The sequence below is a fragment of the Bacillus sp. JK106 genome, from assembly GCF_053663355.1.
This window is the reverse complement of record NZ_JBSJQC010000002.1, coordinates 1,006,017-1,019,665: the sequence shown is the minus strand read 5'-3', so window position 1 is coordinate 1,019,665 and position 13,649 is coordinate 1,006,017. Positions and strand designations below refer to the sequence as shown.

The 13,649-nt window shown below is 44.3% G+C and carries 6 protein-coding genes; 5 read left to right on the top strand and 1 reads right to left on the bottom strand.

Going from position 1 to position 13,649, the window contains the following annotated elements; translation table 11 throughout:
• The first annotated feature begins 31 nt into the window (after positions 1-31).
• The 5 genes from bamC (at position 32) to ACWJJS_RS10230 (ending at position 13,185) form a co-directional block, all read left to right on the top strand.
• Positions 32-7,900 carry a bacillomycin D non-ribosomal peptide synthetase BamC gene (gene bamC / locus ACWJJS_RS10250; protein ID WP_454023537.1) on the top strand — a complete coding sequence of 2,623 codons (7,869 nt, stop codon included), beginning with the start codon at positions 32-34 and terminating at the stop codon, positions 7,898-7,900.
• Positions 7,901-8,070: 170 nt separating this feature from the next.
• On the top strand, positions 8,071-9,609 hold the full coding sequence (locus ACWJJS_RS10245) for a glycoside hydrolase family 43 protein (protein WP_101563152.1): 1,539 nt from the start codon (positions 8,071-8,073) through the stop codon (positions 9,607-9,609).
• Between the two features lie 51 nt (positions 9,610-9,660).
• Positions 9,661-10,932 carry a glucuronoxylanase gene (locus ACWJJS_RS10240; RefSeq protein ID WP_454023536.1) on the top strand — a complete coding sequence of 424 codons (1,272 nt, stop codon included), beginning with the start codon at positions 9,661-9,663 and terminating at the stop codon, positions 10,930-10,932.
• A gap of 142 nt (positions 10,933-11,074) precedes the next feature.
• A complete protein-coding gene (locus tag ACWJJS_RS10235) occupies positions 11,075-11,782 on the top strand; it encodes a response regulator transcription factor (RefSeq protein WP_146276872.1) in 708 nt (235 codons plus the stop codon).
• A gap of 2 nt (positions 11,783-11,784) precedes the next feature.
• Positions 11,785-13,185 carry an ATP-binding protein gene (locus ACWJJS_RS10230; protein WP_454023535.1) on the top strand — a complete coding sequence of 467 codons (1,401 nt, stop codon included), beginning with the start codon at positions 11,785-11,787 and terminating at the stop codon, positions 13,183-13,185.
• A 52-nt stretch (positions 13,186-13,237) separates the two neighbouring features.
• Here ACWJJS_RS10230 and ACWJJS_RS10225 read toward each other — a convergent pair whose 3' ends face one another.
• Positions 13,238-13,546 (bottom strand): DUF4870 domain-containing protein, encoded by a 309-nt coding sequence (locus ACWJJS_RS10225; RefSeq protein WP_031379072.1) that lies wholly within the window; start codon positions 13,544-13,546, stop codon positions 13,238-13,240.
• Positions 13,547-13,649: the final 103 nt, after the last annotated feature.

Below are 13,649 nucleotides of genomic sequence, written 5' to 3'. Positions count from 1 at the left end.
CAGCCGGCTAAAACTCACTGGAGGGATATTAATGTCAGAATTCAAGCAACAGGAGTTGTTCTGGAGCAGCATGTTCGATGCGGAAGATCGTCCCAGTGCAATCCCTTCGTTTCAAATGTCGGACTCAACAATAGAGCACGATGCGCCGAGTGCACCCAACCGGATTCACAGTTCATTGAGCTCCGATGTATCCCTGCGCATCATGAAAATGACGAATAAATCGCCAATGGCCGTTTATATGGTTCTCCTGGTCGGAATCGAGTGTCTTTTGTACAAATATACGGGGGAAGAGGGCGTTATTGTAGGTGTACCGGCCTTTGAAGACGAAACCGATGAAGACCTTCGTTTAGATCAAGTCATGTTAATCAAACAAAACATAAATGCTGACAGCACATTTAAATCCATATTTAATGAATTCAAGCATACGCTGAACGGAGCCATCTTAAATCAGCACGTTCCTTTCGATAAAATGGCCGGTCCATTAAATCTGAACTACGATTCAAATCATTTGCCAATGATCCATACGATCGTATCACTAGATCAGCTTCATCCCATTCGTTTTATAGAAACGGCTGCTGCTGATACGTTATTTCAGTTTTCCATCGAAAATGATTCGATTCATTTAAAGTTAACTTATAATGAACAAGCTTATGATCGCCAGTATATGATGCAAGTGATCGAACATGTAAACCGGGTCTTTTCAAGTTTGTTATTCCAACCCGACCTTATGATCCGACAGCTTAATATTCTGTCAGACTCAGAGACAAATCAACTCATCGCCTATAATCAAACGGCTGCAGAGTATCCAAGAGAAAAAACGATTCATCAATTTTTGGAGGAACAAGCGGAACGCACCCCTGATCAAACGGCTGTTGTCTACGAGGATAGCCGTCTGACGTACCGGGAATTGAATGAAAAGGCGAATCAACTCGCTCGGACACTGCAATCTGAAGGCGTGCAGCCGGATCAGCCGGTCGGGATTATGGCCGAACGCTCTCTGGATATGATTGTAGGGATCTTCGGGATCTTGAAAGCCGGCGGGGCGTATGTACCGATTGACCCGGGCTATCCCGAGGAACGGGTTCGATACATATTGGAGGATTCGGATACGAAGTTGTTACTCGTGCAGAATCAATCGCAAGAGAGAGTACCTTTTACGGGAAAAGTGCTGGATATGAAAGATCCGCACAACTTTTGTGAAGACGGGTCGAATGTAGAGCCGGCTGCTGGTCCGGATCATCTGGCCTATGTTATTTATACATCGGGTTCAACGGGCAAGCCGAAAGGGGTTATGGTTGAGCACCGGTCGGTCATCAATCGGCTGGTGTGGATGCAGGAAAAATACCCTCTGGATGAGCGGGATGCGATTCTGCAAAAAACTGCGATCACCTTTGATGTATCAGTGTGGGAACTGTTCTGGTGGACGCTGGCAGGTTCTAAACTGGTGCTGCTGCCAAGCGGAGGAGAAAAGAATCCCGAGCTGATTTTAGATACAATTGCACAAAAAGGCGTCAGCACACTGCATTTTGTACCGGCGATGCTGCATGCCTTCCTGGAATCCATGGATCAGAAGCCAAGCGGGATGTTGAAACAAAAATTAGCGTCATTAAGACATGTGTTTGCAAGCGGTGAGGCTTTGAAGCCTGTACATGTCGCAGGCTTCAAACGCATCATCATGTCGGTGAGCCAGGCTCAAATCATCAACTTGTACGGACCGACTGAGGCAACAATTGATGTATCATACTTTGATTGCCAGACGGAAGAAACATATGCAACGATTCCGATAGGCAAACCGATTTCCAACATTCAATTGTATATATTACATGCTGATTTGGAACATATGCAGCCGATCGGTGTGGCGGGAGAACTGTGCATAGCGGGCGATGGGCTTGCAAGGGGCTACTTGAATCGTCCCGAACTGACGGCCGAGAAGTTTGTAAACCATCCGATTGCATCAGGAGAACGGATATACCGGACGGGAGACTTGGCAAGATGGCTGCCGGACGGCAATATCGAGTATTTGGGCCGGATTGATCACCAGGTGAAAATCCGCGGTTACCGCATTGAAATCGGCGAAGTCGAAGGCGCTTTTTTTCAGCTGCCGGCGATCAAAGAAGCCATCGTCATCGCCCGGGAAATCGATGGGGAAACATCCTTGTGCGCCTATTATACCGCACAACATGCTTTAACTGCAGGCGAGCTCCGTGAAGAGCTGTCCCGGCAGCTTCCATCCTATATGATACCTGCGTATTTCGTTCAGCTGGAAGAGATGCCGCTTACTTTCAACGGGAAAATAGACCGTAAATCCCTTCCTTCTCCAAGAGAGAATCTTACAGGTATGAACTATGAAGCTCCTCGAACAGAACTGGAAAAAATACTGGCCGCGGTGTGGGAGTCGGTCTTAGGCTTAGAACGGGTCGGAATCTCAGATCATTTCTTCGAATTGGGGGGCGATTCCATTAAGTCGATTCAAGTGTCCTCAAGATTATACCAAGCCGGGTATAAGTTTGAAATCAAACACTTGTTTAAATACCCAACCATCTCCGAGCTTGTTCCATACGTAGAGCCGGCAACCCGAATCGCAGAACAAGGAGTAATCAAAGGCCGTGCGCTGCTGACACCGATTCAGCATTGGTTTTTCGACCAGAAATACCCGGAATTACACCATTACAATCAAGCGATTATGCTTTATTGGAAAGAGGGACTGGATGAATCCAAGCTTCGGAAAGTCATGAAGAAGATCACAGAGCATCACGATGCGTTGCGCATGGTCTATGTCCCGACAGAAGATGGATATGAAGCCCGAAATCGGGGGATCGAAGAAGGTGATCTGTTCAGCCTTGAAGTGATCTCATTACGCGAAGAAAAAAATGTGTCCCAGACGATAGAAACCATTTCCAATGAGATTCAGCAATCCATTCATTTAGCCGAAGGACCGCTCATGAAACTGGGATTGTTCCGGTGTCAAGAGGGAGATCATTTGCTGATTGCGGTTCATCATCTGGTCATCGACGGCGTATCGTGGAGGATTTTACTTGAGGATATAGCGGCAGCTTATGAGCAGCTTCAAAACGGCGAAGCGATCCGGCTTCCGAAGAAAACGGACTCTTACCTGTTATGGGCTGAACAGTTGAATCGTTATGCAGAAAGTCAGGAATTCGAAGCGGAAAATCAATACTGGTTCAGACAGAAACATAATCCGCAACATACATTGCCAAAGGACAATGGACAGGAGACCGGTCTGGCCAAAGACAAGGAAACGGTCATCGTTCAATGGACCGTCGAGGAAACCGAACGTTTATTAAAAAACGCTCACAGGGCTTATTCGACCGATATGAACGATTTATTACTGACCGGTCTGGGAATTGCTGTTCATCGTTGGACCGGATATGAAGACATTCTCATTCACCTTGAAGGACACGGCAGAGAGTCTATCATTCCGGATCTCGATATTTCGCGTACCGTGGGATGGTTCACAAGCCTATATCCGGTTTCGCTTCAAATCAAAGCTGATCAGGATATCCCGGAGCGGATTAAAACAGTGAAAGAAAATTTGCGTCAGATCCCCCAAAAAGGAATAGGTTACGGCCTGATCAAATATTTGTCCGATCACCCGAAGGCGAATGAATGGACCGGACATCCGGAAATACGTTTCAATTATTTGGGTCAATTTGATCAAGATGTCCGGAACGGCAGGATGGAAGTATCCCCTTACTCAAGCGGGAAAACAGCCAGTGACAATCGCCCCTTGACCTATACACTTGATATCAACGGCATGATTTCAGAAGGCCGATTGTCGCTGGCCATCAGCTATAGCGGTAAACAATATCAAAGAGAAACAATGGAAGCCTGTGCCGATCTCTTAAAAAGCAGCCTGCAGCAAGTCATCGCACATTGTGATGCTCAAGATCAAATTCACCTGACGCCAAGCGACATTTCGTTAAAAGGTATAACGATCGGTGAACTGGATCAATTTGTGCAGCAAACGAGTCATCTCGGTGACATTGAAAATATATACCCATTAACCCCGATGCAGAAAGGAATGTTGTTCCACAGCTTGATTGATTCGGCTTCCGAAGCTTACTTTGAACAAGCCGCTTTTGATCTGAAAGGTTTCTTGGATATCGATGCATTCAGGATGAGTTTAGCGCATCTGGCCGAAAAATATGACATTCTTCGGACTCTTTTTTATACAGAATGGAAAGATCAGCCTTTGCAGATTGTATTCCGGCAAAAGCCGATTGAAACGGCTGTTGAAGATATTCGCAGCATGAACAGTCATCAGCGCAGCGAGTTTATTGCCGATTTTGCTAGAAGAGATAAGGCGCGGGGATTCAATCTCACCCGGGATGCTTTAATGCGCGTATCGATCCTGCGGACAGAGGAAGACCAAGCGCGATTGATATGGAGCTTTCATCATATTTTAATGGATGGCTGGTGTTTGCCTCTTGTTACGAAAGAAGTGTTTGAAACCTATTATGCGATACTCGAACAAAGGCAGCCGAAGCGGGGAGCCGTCACTCCATACAGCCGATATATCGAATGGCTCGATCAACAAGATCACAAACAGGCGTCAGCCTATTGGCGTAATTACTTGGAAGGTTATGAAGGGCAAACTGTTTTGTTACAAGAACAACCTTCCGGCCAGACGAACCAGACGAAAGGATACGAAAAAGGAGAGCATACGTTTCATTTAGGAAAGCAGCTCTCAGACGAAATCAAACGGGCCGCAAGCCGCCAGCAAGTCACCGTCAATACATGGATACAAACCGCATGGGGCTTATTGCTGCAAAGATATAACGGAAGTCAGGATGTCGTCTTCGGCACGGTCGTATCCGGCAGACCGGCAGAAATTCCAGGAATTGAAACCATGGTCGGTTTATTTATAAATACCATTCCCGTACGTATTCATACGCAGCCTGAAATGACAGCTGCACAAGTATTGAAAGTGAACCAGGAGCGGGCACTGGCTTCTCAAAAATATGATACATTTCCGTTGTATGACATTCAGGCTCAAACTGAGCAAAAGCAGCAGTTGATCAATCATATTATGGTATTTGAGAATTACCCGGTTGAGAAACAAATAGAACATATGAAGCAGGATGACAACGCATTAGACATTCTCGATTTTCATATGGAAGAACATACACATTACGACTTTACTTTTATCGTGATGCCGGATGGAGAAATTGACATTCGTTTTGTATACAACCGCGCTGTTTATGATCAAGCAAGTGTCGAACGGATGCAGACGCATTTCATGCAAATCATGAAGCAAATGGCGGACGATCAGGAAGTTCGCGTACAAGACCTTGATATCGTAACAGCAGATGAGCGATCGCTTCTGATAGATAAGTTCAACGATACGGCGGCTGAGTATCCAAAGGAAAAGACGATACATCAATTGTTTGAAGAACAAGCGGAGCGAACGCCGGAGCAAGCAGCGATTGTTTTTGAAGATAAGAAGCTGACGTATCGGGTAGTAAATGAACGCGCCAATCAGCTGGCCCGAACCTTGGTTGCCAAAGGTCTTCAGGCCGAGGAGCTTGTCGGCATTATGGCGGAACGTTCACCGGAGATGGTGATAGGCATCCTTGCTATTTTGAAAGCCGGGGGCGTTTACGTACCGATCGATCCGGATTATCCGAAAGAACGCATCCATTATATGCTTGAGGATTCTAACGTCTCTATCTTATTATTGCAACATCATCTTCTGGAAGGTACCGATTATCAAAGTCATACTGTCTTCCTTGACGATCCGTCATCATACGACGCCGAACCATCTAATCTCAATCTGAGCGTGATGCCAAATCAATTAGCCTACGTGATTTATACATCAGGAACTACGGGGAATCCGAAAGGCACGCTCATTGAACATAAAAACGTGGTTCGTCTGTTATTTAACAACAAAAATGTTTTTGATTTTAACACATCGGACACTTGGACTTTGTTTCATTCCTTCTGCTTTGATTTTTCAGTATGGGAAATGTACGGAGCGCTGCTGTATGGAGGCAAATTAGTGATTGTTCCGAAACAAATAGCCAAAAACCCGGAAAGGTATTTACAATTGTTAAAATCGGAAGCTGTGACCATTTTAAATCAAACGCCAAGTTATTTTTATCAACTGATGCAGGAGGAGAGAGCAGATCCCCAATCCAATTTAAACATCCGAAAAATCATATTTGGCGGAGAGGCGTTAAATCCATCCTTCTTGAAAGACTGGAAGCTTAAATATCCTTTAACACAATTAATCAATATGTACGGCATCACCGAAACCACCGTTCATGTCACATATAAAGAAATCACGGAACGGGAAATTAACGAGGGCAGAAGCAACATCGGACAACCTATTCCTACTCTGCAAGCGTATATTTTGGACGAATATCAACGCATTCAGATAATGGGCATACCGGGCGAGCTCTATGTGGCAGGAGAGGGACTGGCCAGAGGATATTTGAACCGCCCGGAATTAACGGCTGAGAAATTTGTTGAACACCCGTTTGCTGCAGGCGAAAAAATGTACAAAACGGGAGATGTCACCCGGTGGCTGCCTGACGGCAATATCGAGTATTTAGGAAGAATTGATCATCAGGTGAAAATCCGGGGCTACCGGATTGAAATTGGCGAGGTCGAAGCGGCTTTATTGCAATCGGAATCTGTCAAAGAAGCGGTCGTCATCGCGATTGAAGAAGAGGGCTCAAAGCAGCTGTGCGCCTACTTGTCAGGAGACGATTCATTAAATACGGCGCAGCTGAAGCGTCATTTACTGAACAAACTGCCCGCTTATATGATACCGGCTTACTTTGTTCAAATGGAGAAGATGCCGATAACCGCAAATGGAAAAATCGATCGAAAAGCTTTGCCGGCTCCTGAGGGAAATAGGCTCACCGGAACCGAATACGAAGCGCCCGGAACGTTAATTGAAAAGCAGCTGGCCGAGATATGGAAGAACATTTTAGCTCTCAGTGACCCGGGAATTAAAGATAACTTCTTTGACGTTGGCGGCCATTCGCTCAAAGTATTGCAAGTTATTCATCAAATCAACGACCGTATGGGAATCAAAATGCATTATCAAGCCGTATACGATTTTCCTACCATCGAAACAATGGCACGCGCCATTCAAGCGGCAGTTTTCGAGTCCAAGACGGATAACGTATTCGTCAAGATGAATCAGAACGGTTCAATCCCTTTGTTCTGTTTCCCGCCTTTAATCGGGTACGGGCTGGTCTATAATGAAATGGCGAAAAGACTAGACGGCCGCTGCACCGTCTATGCCGCTGATTTCTTAGAAGAGCCGTCTTACGAGCAAGAGATCGTCGACCGGTATGCAGAAAGCATGATAGGCATTCAGGAACAAGGGCCTTTTGTTTTACTCGGTTACTCCTCGGGGTCGAATTTGGCTTTTGAGGTTGCCAAAGCCTTGGAGAAGCGCGGACGCATCGTATCGGACATTATGATGCTTGATTCTAAAAGAGCCGTTTCGGTGAATTATTTTTCGGAAGAGGAAACCGAAGAGATCATTCATCGGAATCTGGATATCATTCCGGATTATTACAGAGAATTATTAACCATTCCTTCCATTAAGGTTAAAATCAGAAGCTATCTCACATATCACAATAAACTGATCAATTCCGGCGCGGTGAACGCCAACATTCATCATTTTCTATGCGGCGAGTTGACCGATAGAGGATGGAAGCAATCAACCGCACAGCATTACCTTGAGTACAAATTAAAAGGAGACCATGTGACGATCTTTGACCCTCACAATATCGAAGAAAATACGGATACAATTCGATCTCTTATCAAAAGGATTGAAGAACGGCATCATCACGGACTTGTTCTTGAAGAACAACTGTCAATAGGATCGTTTGCTGGCGACACGAAGTTTGACAAAATGTAAGTGATTCAGGGCAAAATGCCGCTGACTGCAATCGGCGGCATTTTTCATAAAAGAGGGTCAGATATTTGCAACGTTTTCACTCTAAAAATCATTCATTTTACGCATTCTTCATGACCTGTTGTTATCATATTTTTTAAAAACCTAATATGCGGAAACAGGAGGATGTTAAGCTGATGAAAAAGTGCAGCGTATGTTTATTTGTTCTTGCTTTATTATTGAGCTGTTTACCTGGGGAATATGCGAATGCGGTAAGCACTCCAATTGCAAAACATGTTGGGAATTCAAATCCGCTTATCGACCATCATCTGGGCGCGGATCCGTTTGCGCTGACCTATAACGGAAGAGTCTACATCTATATGTCAAGCGATGACTATGAATATAACAGTGACGGAACGATTAAGGATAATTCATTTGCCAATTTGAATAAAATATCCGTCATATCTTCAGCGGATATGGTGAACTGGACAGATCACGGAGCGATTCCCGCAGCGGGTGCCAATGGGGTGAATGGCGGCCGGGGGATTGCCAAATGGGCAGGAGCATCATGGGCCCCGTCAGCCGCGGTGAAAAAGATCAACGGTAAGGATAAATTTTTCCTTTATTTCGCAAACGGCGGCGGGGGTATCGGGGTTCTCACCGCAGACAGCCCGACCGGCCCATGGACAGATCCGATCGGAAAACCGCTGGTGACGCCAAGTACACCAGGAATGTCCGGTGTTGTATGGCTTTTTGATCCGGCAGTATTCGTAGATGATGACGGTACCGGTTACCTATATGCCGGCGGAGGCGTTCCGGGCGGTTCAAATCCAACGCAGGGACAATGGGCCAATCCTAAAACAGCAAGAGTCATGAAATTAGGGCCTGATATGACCAGTGTTGCCGGAAGTGCATCTGCGATTGATGCGCCTTTTATGTTTGAAGATTCGGGAATGCATAAGTATAACGGAAAATATTACTATTCCTATTGTATCAATTTCGGGGGCGCGCACCCGGCCGATAAACCTCCAGGTGAGATCGGCTATATGACCAGCTCAAGTCCTATGAATTCTTTTTCGTATAGAGGGCACTTTCTGAAAAATCCGGGAGCATTTTTCGGAGGCGGCGGAAACAATCACCATGCTGTTTTCAATTTTAAAAACGAGTGGTATGTGGTGTATCATACCCAAACTGTCAGCTCCGCTCTTTACGGGGCCGGCAAAGGATACCGTTCTCCCCATATAAATAAGCTTGTGCATAATCCTGATGGCTCCCTGCAAGAGGTAGCGGCAAATTTTGCAGGTGTCAAACAGCTATCCAACTTGAATCCATATCACCGGGTAGAAGCGGAAACGTTTGCCTGGAACGGACGGATTTTGACCGAGAATTCCTCTGCACCCGGCGGGCCGGTCAATAATCAACATGTCACAAACATTCATAACGGAGACTGGATTGCTGTTGGAAATGCAGACTTCGGGTCAGGCGGTGCCAGGACGTTTAAAGCAAATGTAGCGTCCGCTCTTGGCGGAAGAATAGAAGTGCGACTAGACAGTGCAAACGGTAAGCTTGTCGGAACCTTGAATGTCCCTTCCACAGGCGGAACGCAATCCTGGAGAGAAATAGAAACTGCGGTAAGCGGCGCATCCGGTGTTCACAACGTATTCTTTGTATTTACCGGAACTGGTACAGGGAACTTGTTTAATGTTGATTACTGGCAGTTTACACAAAGATAAGCAAAGGTACGTTTTCTAAGTCTATAAAAGACAAATGAAGGAGAGGAAAAAATGATGTCGAGCGTAAAAAAACCAATTTGTGTATTATTGGTATGTTTCACAATGCTGTCCGTCATGCTGTTAGGACCGGGAGTTACTGAAGTTTCAGCAGCAAGTGATGCAACAGTTAATATATCTGCAGAAAGACAAGTGATTCGCGGTTTTGGAGGAATGAACCACCCGGCTTGGATTGGAGACTTGACTGCGGCTCAACGGGAGACCGCTTTTGGCAATGGACAGAATCAGTTAGGTTTTTCGGTCTTAAGAATTCATGTAGATGAGAATAGAAATAATTGGTACAAGGAAGTGGAGACTGCAAAGAGTGCGATCAAACATGGAGCAATCGTTTTTGCTTCCCCTTGGAATCCGCCAAACGATATGGTTGAGACTTTCAATCATAATGGTGACACATCAGCTAAGCGGCTGAGATACGATAAGTACGCCGCATACGCGCAGCATCTTAACGATTTCGTTAATTTCATGAAGAGTAATGGTGTGAATCTGTATGCGATTTCTATGCAGAACGAGCCTGATTACGCTCACGAATGGACATGGTGGACGCCCCAAGAAATCCTGCGTTTCCTGAGAGAGAATGCCGGTTCCATTAATGCCCGTGTGATTGCGCCGGAATCATTTCAATACCTGAAAAATATATCGGATCCCATTTTGAACGATCCGCAGGCGCTTAGGAATATGGATATCCTCGGAACCCACCTGTACGGCACTCAGGTCAGTCAGTTTCCTTATCCTCTTTTCAAACAAAAAGGAGGAGGGAAAGAGCTATGGATGACGGAGGTATACTATCCGAACAGTGACAACAATTCAGCGGATCGCTGGCCTGAGGCTTTAGGTGTTTCAGAGCATATTCATCATTCAATGGTAGAGGGAGATTTTCAAGCTTATGTGTGGTGGTACATCCGCAGATCATACGGCCCTATGAAAGAAGATGGGATGATCAGCAAACGCGGATACAATATGGCTCATTTCTCAAAATTTGTGCGCCCTGGCTATGTAAGGATTGATGCAACGAAAAATCCTGAACCGAATGTTTACGTGTCAGCCTATAAAGGAGACAATAAAGTCGTGATTGTTGCCATTAATAAAAATAACACAGGGGTCAACCAAAACTTCGTGTTGCAGAATGGGTCTGCTTCGCAAGTATCCAGATGGATCACGAGCAGCAGCAGCAATCTTCAACCTGGAACGGATCTCAAAGTAACGGATAATCATTTTTGGGCCCATCTGCCGGCTCAAAGCGTGACAACATTTGTTGTAAAGCGTTAAAGGCATCAGCATTGCATTAAGCCAATTTTCTTACTCGAAAAAGAAAATTGGCTTATTTTCTGTGGGAGAGAAGTGTTGGTTTTTTAACGATACACTGACATTGGGTATAATAATGACAATGACTTCAAGGAGTGATCAATATATGTCACGGCTTCACAGCAAAGTATTAATCATAGACGATGAAAAAGAAATTTCGGAACTGATCAAAACCGTATTAATAAGAGAAGGCATTGATCGCGTAGTGACCGCTTCAACTGCCCGTGACGGATTGGCTCAATTTCATCAAGAAAATCCCGATCTTGTGATATTGGATATCATGCTGCCAGACGGTGAAGGCTATGATATCTGCAAGCAAATAAGGGACATTTCACACATTCCTATCATCTTTTTGTCTGCAAAGGGGGAGGAAACGGATAAAATTGTAGGACTTGCCATCGGCGGGGACGACTACATTACAAAACCTTTCAGCCCTAAAGAAGTCGCATACCGGGTCAAAGCGCAGCTGAGACGGGTCTCTTACTTACAGCCTTCTCAAACCGGAACCGTGATAAAAAAAGGGCCATTTGAATTAAACCAACAACAAGCCGAGCTCACCAAAAATGGAGCGGCTATTGAGTTAACACCTAAAGAACTTATGCTTATGACCTATTTTCTGCAGCATCCCAATCGGGTGATCAGTAAAGAAACACTCTATCAAGCTGTATGGGGAGAAGACTTTTTCGGTTCTGACAACACGGTGATGGTTCATATACGCAGGCTCCGTGAGAAAATAGAAACTGTCCCATCAAAACCAGAATTTCTCGTCACTGTGAAAGGGTTAGGCTACAAATTTGTTGTAAAGGATGCGTAGGGATGAATTGGCGATTAACAGGCAGATACATGGTATCTGTCATCATAGTGACCATCATTACAGTCTTCATTAATTTATTTATTTTTATGTTTTGGCTCGTTTTCCAGGCGAACACCCAACATGACGAAGAAAGTACACCGGAAACTTTCACAAGATCATTCGGACAATATGTCACGTTATCGAACAATGGTATCACAGTAAACAAAGAGGGCCAAAAAGCTTTAAAAGAGCAGAATGCATGGATTCAAATATTAGATGAAAACGGACAGGATGTTTATCATGATAGAGAACCTAAAGGACTGAAGAAAAAATATACGCCTATTGAAATTGTAAATTTACATAAATATAAGGATGAACAATTATTATCAACCATTTACGCCGGCGGAAAAAAAGTAAACGGCAAGGAGTACAGTTACTTTATAGGGTTTAAAAATCCCTCTCTCGGAAAATTTGCCCTCTCATATGATACCAAGGAATTTGTGACGAAGTTCAATGCAGGAACCATCATATTATTATCAATAGATGCATTAATCGCGTTACTCATTGGCTATCTATTCAGCCGGCAGCTCACAAAACCGCTCGGCCGTGTCATTCAAGGAATCCAGCGGTTAGCTAATGGAGATTATACGATCAAAATGAAATCCAAAGGCATTTATAAAGATGTGTTCTATAATGTCAATCACTTATCGGAACAACTATCTTTAAGCAAAAAAGAAAAATATAAATTAGAGCAAATGCGTGAAGAGTGGATCAGTCATATTTCTCATGACATTAAAACACCATTAGCATCTATTCAAGGCTATGCAGAAATCATCAAAGATCCGAATTATCATCTCACAGTCGAACAGATCAGAGATTACGCCCGGATCATTGAGAGTAAATCCCTCTATATGAAAGATGTGATGGAAGATTTAAATTTAACGACAAGGCTGAAAAACAACGATGTGATGTTAAATAAAGAACGGGTAAACCTTGTATCGCTTCTGCGGGAAACGTTAATTGATATTTTAAACGATTCCAGATATGCGGATAAGTCCATTGAGCTTCAAACGAACCTGGAAAAGCTGATGCTGGACCTTGATGCGATATTGATTCGGAGAGCGGTCACGAATCTCATTTTAAATGCCCTCGTTCACAATGATCCCGATGTGAAGATCGTTGTACAGCTTGAACAAAAAGAACGAACTCATGTGACAATTAAGGACAACGGCAAAGGGATAGAAGAAGAGGAGCTGGAAAAAGTGTTTGATCGCTATTACAGGGGGACAAATACAGGAACGACGCATGCAGGCTCTGGTCTTGGAATGGCCATAGCAAAGGATGTTATCCAAAAGCACGGAGGGGACATCACCATTCACAGCACCGCGGGAGAAGGGACAACGATAGATATACAATTATCATAATGGCTATACAAAAAACGGTTCTGCTGATTAATAACAGAACCGTTTTTTCCTATTATTCCGAAAACACTTTGATTCCTTTGACAATGTTCCAAATGAAAAAATAGATCGCCACAAGGAATGTAACAGCATAAGTCGCAAGCAGGAAAGGCCCGGCATGTCTGATATCATTCATACCAAGTAAACCTGAAGCGATGATGCCAATTCCAAAAATCAAATAAGGAATCAGATGCGTCCATAAAGATTTTTTCGCATGATCTTTCACATCGTCCTGGCTTAAGAAATAGACGATAATCGGAAACAGAAACGGTGCAAAAAATATACTGAAGTAACATAATGAAGACAAAATTTTATTTTCTCTCAAACCTTTTCACCTCTATGATTTATTGAAGGGGGAATTCTTCTGGCTGAAGCCCACACTGAAGTACAATCTTATTGTACAACTCCAACCTTAACCCGTATTAATC

Coding starts and splice junctions, on each gene's coding strand:
- bamC (WP_454023537.1), top strand. CDS start 32: ATGTCAGAATTCAAGCAACAGGAGTTGTTCTGGAGCAGCATGTTCGAT.
- ACWJJS_RS10240 (WP_454023536.1), top strand. CDS start 9,661: ATGATGTCGAGCGTAAAAAAACCAATTTGTGTATTATTGGTATGTTTC.
- ACWJJS_RS10235 (WP_146276872.1), top strand. CDS start 11,075: ATGTCACGGCTTCACAGCAAAGTATTAATCATAGACGATGAAAAAGAA.
- ACWJJS_RS10230 (WP_454023535.1), top strand. CDS start 11,785: ATGAATTGGCGATTAACAGGCAGATACATGGTATCTGTCATCATAGTG.